The 16,345-nt window shown below is 52.6% G+C and carries 25 protein-coding genes; 8 read left to right on the top strand and 17 right to left on the bottom strand.

Going from position 1 to position 16,345, the window contains the following annotated elements:
* Window positions 1–780, bottom strand: a complete 780-nt coding sequence (locus tag OXI60_01670) for a hypothetical protein (GenBank protein ID MDE0308528.1) — start codon at window positions 778–780, stop codon at window positions 1–3.
* A 62-nt stretch (window positions 781–842) separates the two neighbouring features.
* Here OXI60_01670 and OXI60_01665 point away from each other — a divergent pair, with 62 nt between their 5' ends.
* The 7 genes from OXI60_01665 to OXI60_01635 all read left to right on the top strand — a co-directional run bounded on the left by OXI60_01665 (window position 843) and on the right by OXI60_01635 (window position 6,318).
* Window positions 843–1,628, top strand: coding sequence for a CbbQ/NirQ/NorQ/GpvN family protein (locus tag OXI60_01665; protein ID MDE0308527.1), 786 nt, complete (start codon window positions 843–845; stop codon window positions 1,626–1,628).
* Window positions 1,612–3,360, top strand: a complete 1,749-nt coding sequence (locus tag OXI60_01660) for a VWA domain-containing protein (protein ID MDE0308526.1) — start codon at window positions 1,612–1,614, stop codon at window positions 3,358–3,360. Before OXI60_01665 ends, OXI60_01660 begins: the two co-directional genes overlap by 17 nt.
* Before the next feature lie 146 nt (window positions 3,361–3,506).
* Window positions 3,507–4,709 carry a hypothetical protein gene (locus OXI60_01655; GenBank protein MDE0308525.1) on the top strand — a complete coding sequence of 401 codons (1,203 nt, stop codon included), beginning with the start codon at window positions 3,507–3,509 and terminating at the stop codon, window positions 4,707–4,709.
* A 25-nt stretch (window positions 4,710–4,734) separates the two neighbouring features.
* Window positions 4,735–5,346, top strand: coding sequence for a nitrile hydratase subunit alpha (nthA, locus tag OXI60_01650; protein ID MDE0308524.1), 612 nt, complete (start codon window positions 4,735–4,737; stop codon window positions 5,344–5,346).
* Window positions 5,343–5,669 (top strand): nitrile hydratase subunit beta, encoded by a 327-nt coding sequence (locus OXI60_01645; GenBank protein ID MDE0308523.1) that lies wholly within the window; start codon window positions 5,343–5,345, stop codon window positions 5,667–5,669. The genes nthA and OXI60_01645 overlap by 4 nt, the downstream gene beginning before the upstream one ends.
* On the top strand, window positions 5,663–6,007 hold the full coding sequence (locus OXI60_01640) for a nitrile hydratase subunit beta (GenBank protein ID MDE0308522.1): 345 nt from the start codon (window positions 5,663–5,665) through the stop codon (window positions 6,005–6,007). Before OXI60_01645 ends, OXI60_01640 begins: the two co-directional genes overlap by 7 nt.
* Window positions 6,004–6,318 (top strand): nitrile hydratase accessory protein, encoded by a 315-nt coding sequence (locus OXI60_01635; protein ID MDE0308521.1) that lies wholly within the window; start codon window positions 6,004–6,006, stop codon window positions 6,316–6,318. The genes OXI60_01640 and OXI60_01635 overlap by 4 nt, the downstream gene beginning before the upstream one ends.
* A gap of 431 nt (window positions 6,319–6,749) precedes the next feature.
* Here OXI60_01635 and OXI60_01630 read toward each other — a convergent pair whose 3' ends face one another.
* Both OXI60_01630 and OXI60_01625 read right to left on the bottom strand, forming a co-directional pair.
* A complete protein-coding gene (locus OXI60_01630; GenBank protein MDE0308520.1) occupies window positions 6,750–7,004 on the bottom strand; it encodes a hypothetical protein in 255 nt (84 codons plus the stop codon).
* A complete protein-coding gene (locus OXI60_01625) occupies window positions 7,004–7,516 on the bottom strand; it encodes a hypothetical protein (protein MDE0308519.1) in 513 nt (170 codons plus the stop codon). Before OXI60_01625 ends, OXI60_01630 begins: the two co-directional genes overlap by 1 nt.
* Window positions 7,517–7,572: 56 nt before the next feature.
* Here OXI60_01625 and OXI60_01620 point away from each other — a divergent pair, with 56 nt between their 5' ends.
* On the top strand, window positions 7,573–7,728 hold the full coding sequence (locus OXI60_01620) for a hypothetical protein (protein ID MDE0308518.1): 156 nt from the start codon (window positions 7,573–7,575) through the stop codon (window positions 7,726–7,728).
* A gap of 21 nt (window positions 7,729–7,749) precedes the next feature.
* Here the strand turns inward: OXI60_01620 and OXI60_01615 are convergent, their stop codons facing one another.
* The 14 genes from OXI60_01615 to OXI60_01550 all read right to left on the bottom strand — a co-directional run bounded on the left by OXI60_01615 (window position 7,750) and on the right by OXI60_01550 (window position 16,245).
* Window positions 7,750–8,157, bottom strand: a complete 408-nt coding sequence (locus tag OXI60_01615) for a c-type cytochrome (GenBank protein MDE0308517.1) — start codon at window positions 8,155–8,157, stop codon at window positions 7,750–7,752.
* Between the two features lie 17 nt (window positions 8,158–8,174).
* Complete coding sequence (locus tag OXI60_01610; protein MDE0308516.1) at window positions 8,175–8,336, bottom strand: hypothetical protein; 162 nt, start codon at window positions 8,334–8,336, stop codon at window positions 8,175–8,177.
* A gap of 33 nt (window positions 8,337–8,369) precedes the next feature.
* The gene (locus tag OXI60_01605) at window positions 8,370–8,813 is read right to left on the bottom strand and encodes a cytochrome c (protein MDE0308515.1); all 444 of its coding nucleotides are present in this window, start codon (window positions 8,811–8,813) and stop codon (window positions 8,370–8,372) included.
* A 28-nt stretch (window positions 8,814–8,841) separates the two neighbouring features.
* Window positions 8,842–9,048: a hypothetical protein gene (locus tag OXI60_01600; protein ID MDE0308514.1), complete on the bottom strand. Its 207-nt coding sequence runs from the start codon at window positions 9,046–9,048 to the stop codon at window positions 8,842–8,844.
* 18 nt (window positions 9,049–9,066) lie between these two features.
* The gene (locus OXI60_01595; protein MDE0308513.1) at window positions 9,067–9,438 is read right to left on the bottom strand and encodes a hypothetical protein; all 372 of its coding nucleotides are present in this window, start codon (window positions 9,436–9,438) and stop codon (window positions 9,067–9,069) included.
* 22 nt (window positions 9,439–9,460) lie between these two features.
* Window positions 9,461–9,982 carry a cbb3-type cytochrome c oxidase subunit II gene (locus tag OXI60_01590; protein ID MDE0308512.1) on the bottom strand — a complete coding sequence of 174 codons (522 nt, stop codon included), beginning with the start codon at window positions 9,980–9,982 and terminating at the stop codon, window positions 9,461–9,463.
* 25 nt (window positions 9,983–10,007) lie between these two features.
* A complete protein-coding gene (locus OXI60_01585) occupies window positions 10,008–11,423 on the bottom strand; it encodes a cbb3-type cytochrome c oxidase subunit I (GenBank protein ID MDE0308511.1) in 1,416 nt (471 codons plus the stop codon).
* Window positions 11,424–11,463: 40 nt separating this feature from the next.
* On the bottom strand, window positions 11,464–11,682 hold the full coding sequence (locus OXI60_01580; protein MDE0308510.1) for a hypothetical protein: 219 nt from the start codon (window positions 11,680–11,682) through the stop codon (window positions 11,464–11,466).
* Window positions 11,682–12,236 carry a cbb3-type cytochrome c oxidase subunit I gene (locus tag OXI60_01575; protein ID MDE0308509.1) on the bottom strand — a complete coding sequence of 185 codons (555 nt, stop codon included), beginning with the start codon at window positions 12,234–12,236 and terminating at the stop codon, window positions 11,682–11,684. The genes OXI60_01580 and OXI60_01575 overlap by 1 nt, the downstream gene beginning before the upstream one ends.
* 3 nt (window positions 12,237–12,239) lie before the next feature.
* On the bottom strand, window positions 12,240–12,680 hold the full coding sequence (locus OXI60_01570; GenBank protein MDE0308508.1) for a cytochrome c: 441 nt from the start codon (window positions 12,678–12,680) through the stop codon (window positions 12,240–12,242).
* Window positions 12,681–12,712: 32 nt separating this feature from the next.
* Window positions 12,713–13,660 (bottom strand): c-type cytochrome, encoded by a 948-nt coding sequence (locus tag OXI60_01565; GenBank protein ID MDE0308507.1) that lies wholly within the window; start codon window positions 13,658–13,660, stop codon window positions 12,713–12,715.
* A 172-nt stretch (window positions 13,661–13,832) separates the two neighbouring features.
* On the bottom strand, window positions 13,833–14,285 hold the full coding sequence (locus tag OXI60_01560; GenBank protein MDE0308506.1) for a hypothetical protein: 453 nt from the start codon (window positions 14,283–14,285) through the stop codon (window positions 13,833–13,835).
* A gap of 21 nt (window positions 14,286–14,306) precedes the next feature.
* Complete coding sequence (locus OXI60_01555; protein MDE0308505.1) at window positions 14,307–15,419, bottom strand: metallophosphoesterase; 1,113 nt, start codon at window positions 15,417–15,419, stop codon at window positions 14,307–14,309.
* Window positions 15,420–15,531: 112 nt separating this feature from the next.
* Window positions 15,532–16,245, bottom strand: coding sequence for a carboxypeptidase regulatory-like domain-containing protein (locus OXI60_01550; GenBank protein MDE0308504.1), 714 nt, complete (start codon window positions 16,243–16,245; stop codon window positions 15,532–15,534).
* Window positions 16,246–16,345 lie beyond the last annotated feature (100 nt).

The following is a 16,345-nucleotide window of genomic DNA, read 5'->3' as shown; positions in this document are numbered from 1 at the left end:
CTACAGAATCTGCAAGGACTTTGTTTCAGAAGCTGAAAAGGTGAGGGAAATTTCCTCCCTGAAGGTTCCCGCTTCCCAGATTCTCAGTCTGTATTCACCCGGTACTATATCCGTCCAGCGAATGGCGGTGGGCTCGCGGACCAGCGTATAGTAAGGATTGGATGGAACGAACACCCACCCGTGCATGAACGGATGAAGGTCGCATCGCACATTCAGCATTCCGGTGGCCTTGATGATTTTTCGAACGGTGACACTTCTAAGCGGTGTCGCGATATTGAAGACCGTATCGTTGCCATCAATGACATGAGTGTTGTGAAGCATCTCGTCTCGGTTTTCGATTTCAATGGTACTGCCTGGCGAAATGATCTGAAAAGTTGGTATAAACTGATTATCTTCAATGATGATCCGGCTGATGTTGTCACTTTCCGGAACCGGAGTAAGAGGAGGAGGCCGTTGTTCAAGGTAGACCACCACAGGTGAGACCTCGACCGAGTCAAGGTGTATTTCCACTTGGGCTCGACTTGGGTCTGTTGTCACGGTCGAGACATTGAACTGCGAACGAGAAACGAAAATACTGATTACAAGCACAATGGCAATCATCGCGAAGATCACGAGTTTGCGTGCTCGCAACCATTCCCCACTGCGTTGGCTTTGTCTGTCACGGTCCTGCCTGAGTGCGCGACGACGGGCCAGAGCCTGTTTGGTGCGCTGAATGATGAGACGAGACAGAAGCCGTAGCATGAGTCCGGTAGTTGCGAGTCGAAATGAACTTGCTGACAATTACATTCAATGGAGTATACCAATGAAGCAGTGTCAGGGAAAATCAGACTCGGAGGCCGGCCATGATTGACTCGGGCGTTCCATTCTATCTCGCTCAGAATCACGAGGTGGAGGTGTTCAGGTCTGCTTACCGCAGGCAACTGGCCGTGTTGCTGAAAGGACCGACTGGATGCGGCAAGACTCGGTTTGTCCGGCACATGGCGGCAACACTCGGCCGCCCGTTGTATACGGTTGCATGTCACGATGAGCTTTCGGCAACCGATCTGCTCGGTCGGTATCTGATCAGGAATGACGAGACAGTCTGGCACGATGGCCCCCTGACGCAGGCGGTTCGGGACGGTGGCATATGCTATCTGGATGAAGTCGTTGAGGCGCGCAAGGATACGACGGTGATTCTTCACCCGTTGTGTGACGACAGGCGTACGATCTATCTTGAGAAGACCGCTGAAGTAATCAGTGCGCCACCGCAGTTCATGCTGGTTGTCTCATTCAATCCCGGTTATCAGAATCTATTCAAGAACCTCAAACAGAGCACGCGACAAAGGTTTGTGTCACTGACGTTTGATTTTCCGCCAATGAAGCAGGAAGTCGAGATCGTAGTCACTGAGACCGGGGTCAGCGCCGACATCGCGGAAAAGCTGGTGAAACTTGGCCGGCAATTGCGTACGGTTGAGGGGCATGACATCGAGGAGACAGCTTCAACCCGTCTGCTGGTGCATGCGGCGCACATGATTCAGGACAATCTCAATCACCGCACCGCGTGCGAAGTTGCACTGGTCGATTCGCTTACCGATGATCCTGTCATTCGGGAAGGACTGATGGAGATGGTGAATGCCTACTTCGCTTAGGAGCAATTATTTTGCTGACGGCATATCGGTGTTGTGGTATGGATTGCTCTTTGGTCTGGCCGGTCGGCTGCGCCATCCTCAGGATGCGGTGAAGGGTCAGGATCTGTGGCAGGGACTGGATCTTTATTTTCACGCGATGGGAGGTGACCTCCAGCGAACAGCGAGTTCGGGTGATCGATTGAACCCGTCGGTTCGTATGACCACACATGGCGGAGTCGATCTGCAGGCTTGGTCAGAGCCGGGAGTACTGTGCCTGCCGAAGCGGATCAACCGTTATCCTGACCGTCAGCTCAATCGCGATCTGTATTATTGGCTGGCAGCTGTATTGGCTTTCAACGAGTGTTGTCCGGGAATCGAATCACTGCCGCCGGGCGTACGCCACTTGCTGCAGGGCGCAGCGACCTCGGCAAGATTACTGACTGCCTTTCCAAGTCTGAACGAGCGCTATCGCAAACTTTGCGAGCATGAACTTGAGTTGCGCAGGGCAGCCTATCCCGACCCATCAGAGAAAACACGCAACCCGTCGCTGGTGCTCGAGTCTGCCATTCGGCGAGAACTTGGCGCCGATGTCAATCATATACACAGGTCACTGTCTGACATGATCGATCAGGCTAAATCAGATCGTACAGTTGTTGCAGATTCGCAATGGCTGGGCAAGACCGTTCCCTATCTGCCGGTACCGCTGTGGAGCCATCGAACACCCCAGGTTGAGAGATTTCGGCTGCCATTTCTGAAAAATACCAGGAAACATCGCGAAGACGCGTTGGAACAGCCTCAGAAAAAAGCCATTTTTGACGTTGACTATATGCCGCAGCCCGAGTCAGGCCTCGCTGCCATCCGCGACCACTACACCTACCCGGAATGGAACTGCCTCGCCCGTACCTACAGGCGGGACTGGTGCCGGCTGTTCGAACACAGACCGAAAGGCGGTTATCACGCCGAGTTGGACTCGCAGTTTTCTGAATTGGTCAACCGTGTACGGAGAAGGTTTTCGTTGTTGCGGCAGGAATCGCAGTGGAGTCGATTCCTTGAGGACGGAGAGGAGCTTGACATCGATTCTTACGTGACGTGCGCGGCTGACAGAATCGGGTGCGGTATGCTGGAGTCAGCCTATTACCGACAGAAAATCCATCAGTATCGGGATATTTCTGTCATAGTCTTGATGGATGCCTCGCGTTCCACCGAGGCATGGGTCGGCGAAAGCCGGGTGATTGATATCGCCAAGCAATCCATGGCTGTACTGGCGCAGGTTTTCGATTCGGTTGCTGACGATTTTGCACTCTACGCATTTTCAAGTGACAGTCGATTGCGGGTTCGTTGCGATCGCATCAAGGCCTTTGAAGACACGTACGATGAGTCTGCCCGACGCAATATATTGGAAGTCAAACCGCAGAACTATACCCGAATGGGACCGGTTATCAGACACCTCGGTGCAAAGTTGCATGCTCAAAAATCCAGACAGAAACTGCTGATTGTCCTCAGTGATGGAAAACCCCACGATCCGACTGACCAGTACGAGGGGCGATATGCGCTGGAGGATACGCGTAAAGCGTTGATCGAGCAAAAGTCCAAAAGTGTGATGAGTTTCGGATTGACAATTGACCAATCCGCACCGCGTTATCTCAGTCATCTGTTCGGCCCTGGACAATACGCGATCTACTCACACTTGCATTCGCTGCCTGATGTCCTGCCGCAGATGTACGCACGACTGACCGATTTGAGATTGCAGTGAATATCCAGGGCCTGCCACGCAATCCATCGCTCCGTCCTGATTCACATGAAGTCGGGACTTATAATTCCGCTGTGAATACAAGCAACCGAACAATTCACCTGTGTTGCCGGCTTGTACGGGAATCGATCAGGAAAGTGGGGACCGAAGTGACAGACAATCTGAAACGCACTGCCTTTGTGCTGATGGTCATTGCGACGTTGCTATTCACGCCATATCAACTGTTGCGGGCACAGGGAGTTGTCATGTTGGTTGGCGATGTGCTGCCCTTGAAAAATCAGGTCGTTTGGCGCAATCTTGTCAGGATCGCTGAGAGAAAATCCGGCGAAAATGTGATTATTGCCGCAGCACACTCCCGCCCGAAACTGTATGGTGGATTTACCGGGCGTGCCTTCCAGCGTTATGGCGCGTCATCACAGCTGCTTCCAATTGCGGAAGTGTTTCAGGAATTCTCAACAGACTATCGGTTTGCCGCCGAGGATCGGATTGTGACAGACCAGGTTCGCGATTCAAGTTCGATATTTTTCGTCGGCGGTTTGCCTCAGCGGTTGTCAAGAATCATGTTCAGCGGCGAGGACACCGCACCCAGTGATCTCGCTTCGGCGGTACGGGAAGCACATGCAGCCGGCAGCATGGTGATTGGCGGTATTCCCGGTGCGACCGTGCTCTCTACTGAGACCGATCCGATTGAAGTGCTGAACCACGGTCGAATCGGAGCCGATCATCTGGTCAAGGGCCTGAATCTGGTCGATCCACAATGGTTCGTGGATCAACATTATTTCGGTAATGGGAGATTTGCCACTGGGCTTGTTGCCATGCATCAGACTGGTGCCAGGTTCGGCATAGGAGTTGGATTGGATACTGCGGCTGTGTTGCACAGCGATATCGTCGAGGTGCTCGGAAACCGCGGTGTCATGATTGTCGACTTGTCGGATGCGGAATTCAGCGATGCCAGACACGGTGTCACCATTCGACGTGTTCAACTCAGTTATCTTGAAAACGGGGATCGGTTTGAAATGCAGGATATGAACACAATACCATATCAGGAGAAACTGAACGGATTCGAGATGCTCCCGCATGTGAACGCGAGTGAGAGTGTCGTTGATGATCGTTTTGTCTCGTCACAGGAGGTTTTCACACGGGGTGAGATCGTGCGGTTGATGGTTGAGTCGCTTGAGGCAAAAACCGGACAGTCGCTGGGTTATGCCTTGCATCATGACAGCCGTGATGGATTCCAATTTCGATTCTATACCGGACCGGACAGCAAGGGATGGTGGCCAACCGACGATAGCGGTGACCATTACACGCTCAGTAAAATCTATCTTGACATAGAGCCATTGAGCCAGGACTGATCGGTGGAATTGAAGGGGAGCTGACATGAGCAGGCATAAACACGCACTTCCACCGAAGCAGATGGAAATCCGGGTCAAGGCACTGGAATCGCTTCTGGTGGAAAAGGGCCTTGTCGACCCACAGGCATTGGATGAGCTGGTCGATGTATATGAGCATCGTGTGGGACCTCACAATGGTGCCAGGGTTGTCGCCAGGGCGTGGTGTGATCCGGCCTATCGGGACCGGTTGCTGAGTGATGCGACCGCGGCGATCGCTGAGTTCGGTTTTGAAGGACGCCAGGGCGAGGACATGATTGCGCTGGAAAACACACCGACCATCCATAACATGGTGGTGTGTACACTGTGCTCATGTTACCCGTGGCCGGTACTGGGCTTGCCACCGGTTTGGTATAAGTCTCCGCCGTATCGGGCAAGAGCGGTGTCTGAACCTCGAACTGTACTTGAGGAGTTTGGGGTCAGATTGGAAGAGCATGTCGAAATCCGGGTCTGGGACAGTACCGCAGAAGTGCGCTATCTCGTGATCCCCATGCGACCGAAGGGAACTCAGCATCTCACTGAGGCCGAATTGGCGAGTCTCGTCACCCGCGACTCCATGATCGGCACGGACGTGATACACAGTCCGCAGTCTAGTCAATGAAAGGCGCGCACGACCTTGGTGGCAGGTCAGGATTCGGACCTGTCAATCCTGAGCAGGATGAACCTGTTTTCCATCACGAGTGGGAGAAAAGGGCGTTTGCGCTGACCCTTGCTGCCGGATTCCTGGGCAAATGGAATCTCGACATGTCGCGCTATGCCCGGGAACGCATGGAGGACGATCATTATCTTGAGTCGAGTTACTATGAAAAGTGGATCTACGGTCTGCAGACCCTTCTGGTAGAAAATGGTATCTTGACCCGCGGGGAAATTGACAGGCGGATGCGTCAGATTGCCTCAGATGGAGACTCCGAGCGGACATGTTGAAGGGTAAAGATGTCTGGGACACGCTTCATCGGGGCAGCAGTACTCGAATGCTGTCGCGGTCAGCGGGGAAATTATCGATTGGCACCAAGGTCAGGGCGAAAACCCTGAATTATCCCGGTCACACTCGTTTGCCGGAATTTGCAAAAGGACGCGAGGGCGTCATCGCGTCTGATCAGGGGACTTTCATTTTTCCCGACGCCCATGCGAAAGGCGACAAGCGTCCGCAACGGCTTTACAGCGTTCGATTCGAGGGCGATGAGTTGTGGGGCGCTGAGGCTTCGCAGTCGCCGACCGCTGTCTATGTGGACCTTTTCGAGTCCTATCTGGAGACAGTATGAACATTCACAAAGAAAGTATCAAGCAGTATCTGCCGGATGCACAGGACCCGATATTCGAGGCACCATGGATGGCACGTGCCTTCGCACTCACCGTGAGTCTTCATCATCGAGGTGTATTCACCTGGCCGCAATGGAGTGAACATCTTGCAGATGCGATCAGATCGACGTACGGCGACGAGGGTGTCGGCTACTATGAAATCTGGCTGCAAGCCCTGGAAAATCTGTTACGCGATCAAGCGGTGTTGGACTCGACGGATTACACCGATGAAATCAAACGGATTCAGGATACGCTTGCCACATCTGACCACTGATCTGCAGTTCCGGTCGGCAACCGACCCGATCCGGCCATTATTCGCAATTCATGCCCTGCGTTCGGGCAGATCAATTGTCTCAGCGATTGAGTATTGTCGGTCCGGCACTATTTGTTGACTTCATCATTTCGATCGATTCGACCGAGTTGAGCACAAAGATTGCCACAATCGCAAAGACAGCGAGCAGAATGATGGGGAGGATGATGCGAAGAAAAAAGCCCATTGTCAGCACGGTTCGACTGCTGAATACCTGTCAGCAACTCGAATTTCTGGATTCATTTTCGATCGGAATAATACTGTAAAACGACAATCAAGGAGAGAATTTCCTGATGCAATTTCTGCAACCAGACCGGTTGGCAGTCAGCCAGGGTCACGTACCGTTCAAGGCACTGGCCTCATCAAATCGTCCGATTTGAACTCCGAAACCCGGGTCAGTAATCTTCCAGATTACCGTGCTTGTCGCGGCTTTGTTTCGCAGCACTGTAGTAACGACGCCACGCCAGCGCAATGAGCACGAAGAACGGAAGCAAGATACAGGCAAGAAAGACGAAATACAGGAACCACGGCACACCCAGTGACATCTGCACATAGACGTATGGGCTGATCTGCCCGGCTGCAGGTGGGCAGAGCACAAGCGCTGCCAAAAGCGCCAGCGTAGAAAAACATGCTTTGCGAGCCGGCTTCACTAACCTTCCTTCGCGTTCAGTATCTTGTCAATTTCCAGGGACAGCAGACCAAGCTCAGTCTGACCTGGGAACACTGAACGGACTGTCCCTGCACCATCCACCAGATAAGTCCATGGTTCACCGGTTACGCCCCACTCAACCCAGACCGAGGTGTCCCGGTATCCATCAACGTGCACGAATGCGAAGCGCTCACCGTACTGTTCGGCCATGACTGCGACCCGGGTGATCTGATCGACACACATCGTGCAGTGTTGAGGGGTGCCGAAGACGATAAGAAATGGTTTGCTTTCGCTGACCAGGTCGGCCACTTTCCACTTGTATAGCGGTACCTTGGTGTCCATGGACGAAATCTCATACCACTTGTCCGGGTCAGACACCGTCAGATTATTGCTTTTGGGAACCTGATCGCCGACACCCAGTTTTGCCTGTACCCCGGGCCTATCACTGCAACCGACTGATATGGAGAGTATCAGTGAAATCGCAAAAACGGAATAAAGTTTTCGAATCATCATTGTCTGGTTGGATTATACTTTCCGACTAACGGTATTGTGACTGTTTAGAGAACATTATGCAAGAACTTCCACTGCTGACAATACTCGCCCTGACCATCTTCGGGTTGGGGGGTGCCATCGCGCTCGCGATTGTCCCCTGGGCGTGCATTGGAACAGGATTGTACAATCAAAATAAGGAATACCAGTCGGGTCCGTCCGAAAACGAATCATAATCGATTCGTGTTTCGAGTATTTCACTTAGCACCATTACTGTTGACCTTGAGCGCAAGCAGATAGGTTGCCAGAAATTCAAGATCCTCTTCGGATAGGTGGTCGTAGGGCGGCATCTTGAGTCGATATTTCTTTTTGCTGACCCCGGGCCACGGTGACTTCATATATCTGATAAGCCAGTCTCTGTCTCGTTTGCTGCCAACGCCATCCAGACTCGGGCCGTACGATGCCCCATTGCCAAATATTTCGTGACAGGACAGACACCCTTCGCGACGATAGATATTTTCGCCCCTGAGGGAGTCCGCCGTTTGCTCGTATAGGAATTGCACCGGCGGCGGCTTAAGGTAAATGATGCTCCCCACAACGACAGCAAACGCAACGATCAGGACAGATCCGGCAATGACAATCCATTCACCTGCTGTGAATCTCATCGCGGTGTCCGAAGTGGTCAGTTGTAACGGTCGTCGTCGCCTTCGGTAAATATCTGGTCTTTGATATTCTCGTCGAACTGATTGTTTTTGTACGCCCAGTAAATGACGATGACAATGGCGATCAGCATAATCAGTCCGGTTGCCGCCCAGATAAACGGGATCAGAGTTTCAGGGTTCAAGACAAGTACCTTTTTCAGTTCAGGTTGTAAATTTCAGGAATCAGACACAATGGGCTTGATCGGATAGTTGGGTGAATTCGGGTTTGCACGCAGGCCCGACAGAAACGCAGCCAACTTGGTCCGCTGGTCCGCCTCCAGAAGTCTGAAATCCGGTCCGAGATTTCCATGGTGGGCTGTGCCGGGCACAAGCGTTTCCGGATCTGTCAGATACTGATGCAGCCATTCGCGTGTTCTGCGCGTACCCACACCATCCAGCACGGGCGCGACGCCAACCTCACCGGTTCCCATCGCCCTGTGACAGCTGTTGCATCCCATCTTTCGGTACACAAGATGTCCCTGCAGACCGACTTCATCAAACTCATAGTAGTTTTTTGGCGGCGGACGATCTTCTGCAGTAAATTGCCGATATCCTTTTCCAACCGCGGCGATGACGACGATGATCGCAAATCCAAACATGATTTTTTCGCCGAGTTTCACAGCATCTCCGGTATGTCACAACAGATTGCTAAAACACGATATGAAACAGCAACTCAAGCGCCGCGTAGACCACCACCAATGCGATTCCAACGACACCCAGGGAGATTACGATTTTCTCAACCCGCTTGAGCTTCGTCAGCGGTCCCAGCACAAAACGTGACATGATGACGTAGACGAATACGCCGACTACAATCAACGCAAATATCAGTGCCGATATTTGATCTGTAAATCCCACCGAAAGCAGGCTGGAAACTTATGACTGCGAATCTCCGTCGCTGTTGTCTTTGCCGCCGCGTTCTCGCCACTTCTGGATATTGATATACCAGATGACACCTGCGATGCATGTGAGGACCACGATGATCTGAAACAGCACCATGTAGTAACCCCAATCCCACCAGGGTTGCTTGCCCGTAGCGCTGACGAAAGTTGTCGTCACCGAATCGTAACGTTGGCCAAATCCCGGCCATGGCATGGTCCACAGGAAAGCCTGAAATACAGTGACACCGACGATCAGGACGAGCCACCAGGGTATCTTGCCGTTCCCTTCCTTTATACCGTCATATTCTTCGTCGCCGAAGCGACCAAAAACTTCACCTCGATCTTCTAGTTCGTTTCGGTCTGCCATCTTCTGCAGTCTCCCATTCAACTTATTTCAGTGTTTCCAGATAAGCGATGATTGCATCGAGTTCGTGATCAGTCAGGTGTTTGAACGCAGGCATGATCGAACCCGGCGTAACCGCTCTCGGGTCACGGTGATGGACATAATGCCAGGCTTTCACACGATTCCGACTTGCGATGTGAAGCAGGTCCGGTGCCTTGCGGTCCGAGCCGAAAAGACTGGGTGCCTCGCCCTGAACATCACCGGCAACCGGCGGCTCACCGAAGTACGCCCAATCTTGTGTTTGCTCCGGCAACAGGGTATGACACCACCAGCAACCTTCCCGAATGAAAATTTTCTTGCCCTTTCCAGCCAACGTCGGAGCGTCATCCCCCCTCATCCAGGGATCGTGGATGGTCCACGCGCTGTGCCCGAGCATTTTTTCCTTTTCAATGGCCAGTTCCGTTTTCGGAATCTCGTTCATGTAGGTCGAACCGCCGACAATCGTAATCGCGACAGATGAAAAAATCACCAAGACTACAAATACTGCACCAGCTACATATTTCGGCATGACTGATATCCTCTAACGTCTGTGTTTAACTGGTTGCCGGGACAGGCGCTGCCTGGCCACCGGTCGATTCCGGAACAACTTTCTCACCATACTTCGCGGTCATCCACATGTTGTATAGAAAGATCGGCTGGGCGAATATGATCAGGGCTCCGAACAATACCCGACCCACCATGTACGGATGCGTTGCAATGACTGATTCGATGTAGGGGATTTCATACACCTTGGCTGCACCCTGCACCAGTCCGGCTGCAGTCAGTACCGACCAGAATCCAAGAAATCCGATTGCCATCATCCAGAAGTGCAGCCTGGCGAGCTTCTCGCTGTAAAGTTTCCGCTTGAGCAGTTTCGGCAAGCCGTAGTAGATCGCACCGATCTCGATGAAACTCGAGAATCCCAGCAATGCAAGATGGGCATGGGCGACGATCCAGTGCGTGCCGTGAATGTACCAGTTCAGCGAGCGTGTCTGCTGAAAAGCGCCCTGGATGTTCAACGGAATCGCGAACAACACACCAGTCAGTGCCCACTGCAACGGAATGTTCTTGGTGTACATCCACCATTTGTCCTTCATCGTCATCAGCATGTTCACCACAAATGCCAATGCGGGAATCATGATCAGCACGCCGGAAACGGAAGCGAAAGACTTCAGCCATTCCGGTATCGGCGCCCCCATCAGGTGATGCGCGCCGGGTGTTGAATAAAATGCTGCAATGGACCAGAAGTGCAGGTGGCCGATCTTGTGGCTATACAGTGTATTGCCTGAAATTTTCGGAATGATGTAATAGGCGATCGCTGCCGACACCGGCGTGATCCATAGTCCAAGAATGTTGTGTGCGTGCCACCAGGTCATGTACGCTTCGGCGAGTCCAGTGACCGGGAACAGGTCCGGAACAGCACCGATGAAGTAACTCAGGATGATGAACAGCAAGGCGGCTCCGAAAAACCACATCGTCACGTAAAGGCCCTGGGTCTGTCGGCTCAGCATTGTGAGCCAGATATTGACTGCGAGAGGAGTGAAAACAAACAACAGCACGTAAACGTCAAGCGGCCAGATCAGGTCCTGATACTCCCGGCCGGAAGTCATGCCGTTGATCAGGGTGAAGAACACAGCCACCATTCCGATGTTCCACGCCCAGCAATTCCAGGTTCCGAGTTTCTCACTCCACAGCTTGGTCTTGCATAGCGCGGGTGCCATGTAGCACATCGCGCCGGCGAATGCCATCGATATCCATCCAAATATCACAAAATGCACATGTACCGGTCTCACCCGGCCGAAGTGCAACCAGGGAATGTCATTCGGAAAGACATCCGGCCATGCCAGTCTCATTGAGGTGATCAGGGCCAGAAACACTCCGATATTGAACATGACGATTGATGAGAAAAAGAAATGCTTTGCTGCAGTTCCTTCAGCATAATCGTTTCGTGTGAGTATGTTAGTTGCCATTATTAGTTTCTCCGATTGCAGGTGTGACCGACAAAGGGGATCACTTGCCCTGCTTGATCATCATTCTATTCATGTACCAGAAAGACAGTGCCGAAATCACACCGGTTCCGATTGAGATTGCGAAACCCCAGACCAGAAGACCGGTCCACTCCTCGTGACTTCGCATTCCGATCAGGGGCAGGAAAGCCAGCTGAAAGACAGTACCGAGTCCGACACCGACAATGAATCCGTTGTACAGAAAATTGAGTAACCGATGCATCAATGACCTCCGTTACGCTTGAAAACTGTCAGAAAGATGTTTGTTATGAAAAGCCAATAGCCGAACCCCATCAGGATTGCGGTTGTGATGATGGCGATATGGTGAATGCTGCCGACCGTGTCCAGCGCCTGCTGGTAGGTCATTCCATCGAGCACCATGTTGCCCTCGATGATGCCGAACACGACCAGGGAACTGAAAAATCCGAGCACACCGATCACGGAAAACCAAAACGATGTGATGGAAAGCGTACGACTGTAGATCGGCCGGTGAATGAGTCTTGGCAGAATGTAATAGAAGATGCCCATGATCGCCAAGGTGACACCGCCTACGAGGTTGATATGCGCATGCGCCAACGGGTCGATCATGTGACCGGCAGGACCGGTCGCGCGAATCCACAGCGCGAACTCAGGCAATGTCTGCAAAACGCCCTGAACCGTACCGATCAGCAGATTGACTACGGACATGACCATGAACTTCACGATCAGCAACGAGTCGGTATCTATCGCTGTTTCCCGGACGGGTGTATCAACCATGACGTCTGCTGTAATACTCATTGACTAGTGATGTTTGTATTTTATTGCGAGATATTTGATGTACTTGATGATCTGTCGGCGTTGGACCGGGCTCAGACGCTCACCCCACCCCTGCATCGCAGAGCCGCGAACGCCATCGCGTATGGCCTCGTCAATCTGCACATCAGTTCTTGATTCGAGGATATCGACCACAAGGTTGCTTGGTTTCGGCACCATTCGGTAACTGTACTCACCGCTGCCGGTACCGTTCGAACCGTGACACAGCGCGCACAGCTGGATGTAGTAACTGCGTCCGCGCTCAAGTTCCGCAAGACTTGCGTTCTTAGGGACCAGCTGGTAGTCGATGGGTTCATGAACCGCGATTCCAATCTGTACACGATCTTCCGGGAACAGTACAACTGCACTCGAGGCAAGGCCTACGGCGAGTATCAGACCTGTCGAAATCCAGATTGCCGATGGTGACACGTTCAATCATAATCCTATGCGTTGGGTGTGTTTCATTGGGTGTCCAACCGGGCCATCTTGGTTTCTTGCATGGTCATTATTTCATTGCGTGCCGTTTCAATATCGAACTCAGGGCGCAATGAAATTACGTACCACACCAACTGCCATCGCTGATCCTCATCCAGAAAGTCAGCAAAGGAAGGCATCGGAGTGCCGTCCAGGCCTGTTGTGAATGTCTGATAGATTCCCCTTGGATCACTTGATCCGACAAACTGTGATGCGTCGGTAAAGTCTCTTGGAACGATCGGCAGTCCCGCATCGTCCTCCAATCCGGGGGCTGAAGGTCCGTCGCCCTTGCCGCCAGGCCCATGACACTGTTCGCACTGCATCAGTTCGTATACTTTCTTGCCAGCTTCGACCATGGCGATATCCGGCATCGGCGGATCGCTGATTTCTATCGGGTCTTCCTGCCACTCGGCCTCTTCTTCCCAGCGGTCGGAGAAATTCTTGATGTAGGCAATGACGGCCCAGCGGTCGCGTTCAGGAAGAAACTTGAACGCCGGCATGTCCTGCTCAAGCACAAGACCGCGCGAGATAGACCGGAACAAGTCGGCATCGGTGGGCAACGAGCCGCTTGGCGTTGATCTGAGTTTGTAAACCGCTTCGGTGAAATCGCGCGGTTTGCGGGGCAGCTGATGTTCTCCGGCATATTGTTCGCCGAGTTCCCACACGGCACCGTTGCCGTCGCCGTTGACTCCGTGACAGCCTATGCACAAGCCTCGGAACACCCACTCGCCGTGTTCAATCAGCCGGGGAGTGACTGGAATCCCGTCGCTTGCAGGTTCAACATTTCCGGTGGCAGCGGAGTAATCAAATAGGGCACGTCCGGTCGTTACCTCTACCTCACCGGCTTTTCCGCCCGCGGGTTGCAACGACAGGGCTATCAGGGAGCTTGCTCCGACTATGACGACAAGTGAGGCGGTTGCGAGTAGTTTTTTCACGGAAAGACAACTCCTTTGTGAACAAAAGTTGAAATCGGCGCTTTAAGAGTAATGTCGGTCAAATGCAAGAGGGTGCGAGACAATTCAAAATCAAATTGCCGCCGCACCCCCGATTTTCACTTAATCCTCCCAAGAATCAGAAACGATTCTCCGGAAGTGCAAGCATTACCGATCAGTGGCGTCCCGGGTCCAGAACGGAGCCGCGATTTGACCAATACATGTATGCTTCCAGAGCTTTCATCGCTTCACCATCCGGATCGATCTTCTCACCCTCGTTGGGTTTCTCGATGCACCAGTTGATCATGTCGCGCAAAGTTGCGAATTCGCTCATTTGCTCCTGGAACTTCGGAAACTCGTGAGGATGCACGTCCGATGAGAAGGGATGACACATGGCGCAAGCCATACCCGTGCTCGACAGATTGAGTCCGGGTTCGGTTCCGCCGTGGAACAGATTGTCACCTCGGATGACCTGTTCCATGAAAGCATCCGTGAATGCCTGCAGTGTTTCTGCATCATGTGCGACTTTATGCGCTGAAGCGCGATTCACCATAAAGGCAAAAGCCAGCGATACACACACAACCGCAGTTACGAGGGCAAGTAGCCCCTTGGTTTTAGTGCTTAGCATGAAATTTCCCTCCATGTTGAATTAGTCGCCGGTCCAGCCGCGATCCGCGATTCTGGGTGACAATACCTGATTTTGGTTGTCTCCAGTACCGGAGTCTGCGCGGGTGGTTCCGAAGACCTGTTCACGCCACATCATGTACTCATTGTCCATGAAGCCGTCCGCCATGGCAAGACTGCCCCAGCCGACACCATCGAAATGGTCGCCAGGATCAACCCGCAACATGGGTTTCGTGATTTCCGGCACACCTTGCGGTGCATACGGCCATGGCCAGGAAGTGGCTAGCATTCCGATGCTGCGCATACCACCGATCTCATTGTAGAGTGGCTGATGAACGTGACCATGAACATTGGTTACATTCTGCCACGGTCCAATGATTTCGTGAACCTGACGCCAATCCCGAATCCAGAAATTCCATGGCGCGTAGCATTCCCAAAGTGGTGTGTGCGAGAAAATTATCACCGGCGCATCTTTCGGCCAGTCGGACAGGGTGCTGGAGAGCCACTGACGGTTTTTGCTTCCCAGACCGGACCAAGGTCCGGCTTGTGATCCGTCAAGCGCTTCCATGTGTCCCATTCGCTCTTTCGCGGTCATGCCCCTGGCTGACCAGTAGTCAGGCGCGTTGCCAACCGTGTCAAGCCCGATAATCAGGACTCCCTTGTGCTCAAATGACCAAGGTGATTCGCCGAAATGGTTGTTCCAGGCCTCACCCAAGTCAAGATACCAGTCATGTTCGCCCGGTATGAAGTGTTTCTGAATGGTTACTTCCTTCAGCAACTCCGCACCGAGTTCGAGTTCGACCGGATCACCGCGTTGGGCAAGGTCGCCTCCAAAAATCATGAAGTCGAACTTATCGCCCATTGCTTGAACCTCACCGAATGCACGCGTCGCCTTGTCAATGAATCGCTGATTCAGTGTCTGGGGATACAGATGTGTATCTGACACCCACGCGAAACTGAACGATTCACCAGCGGCATTTGCGACTTCCATGGAAGAAAGGGTTTGGAAAAACCCGACCGCACTGCCTGTGGCTACCGCACCTCCGGTCAACAGCGACTTGTGCAGGAAAGTCCGTCGAGTCAGATCGACATTTCCTCCCACTACTCTATCGCTATCACCTTGTTTCTTTTCTGGCATAAACTCCTCCTGCTAAATAGCATGGCTACAGAAAATCTATATATTCTTATAGTTGTCATTGTCATATTAACGAACGAACCGAAAACGATCTCAACTGAATCAGAAATCTGCTTCAGCTGCCGAGTTCGATCGATAATTCTGTTGTCTCACCCGCTTTGATGGTAATTGGTGTTTCTGTCTCTCCGATCTGCTCCTGCCATACAACGAGCGTGTAGTCGCCGGGCGGGACGTCAGCGATGCTGTAGGCGCCATCACTGCCGGTTTGCATGAAGTATGGATTCGGTACGACAACGACCCAGCCGAGCATCCAGCCGTGTGCATCACAATCGGTGCGCACCGGTCCTACACGCTTAAGGATTTTCGTGACTTTGGCGTTCTCGAATGGCAATGCGACGTTGAAAGCGGTTGCTTTGCCGTAGTAGCCGTGTGTGTTGTGCAAGACCGGGTCGGAATTCAGGATATCGACCTTGCCGCGACGGGCGACCTGCACATGAGGTTCAAAAATGCATGCGATGTTATTGATGACGGGGCGTCCCATGTCGGGCCAGGCCTTGCCGGATGCGACATCCTTGAGAAACACGACCGCATCCTGTACAACTCCACCGTCGCCGACGACCACCTGGGGAATCTTGCGCGACTTGCCGCACACTTCTTTGTCTTTCGTGGGCAGAACGGTTCGATTCTTGATCACTCCGTTATAGGTGATTGTGCCTTGAACAGCACCACCGTTCGCGACAGCTTCTTCTTTATACTTGGCTGCATTTGCGGTGGTTGAGAAAACAAGTGCCAAGGTGAAGGCAAGTATGACTTTCAAATTCTGACGCATCCTCATATCCTCTAGATTCGTTCTTGTAAACTTTTGGTATTACCAGAGGCGTTTTCGTTGGAGCGTAATTCCGTTGCTCTGCGTAGCGGATTATCGCATC

The sequence above is a fragment of the Acidiferrobacterales bacterium genome, assembly GCA_028820695.1.
Taxonomy (GTDB): Bacteria; Pseudomonadota; Gammaproteobacteria; order Arenicellales; family JAJDZL01; genus JAJDZL01.
This window is presented reverse-complemented; position numbering and strand designations above follow the sequence as displayed.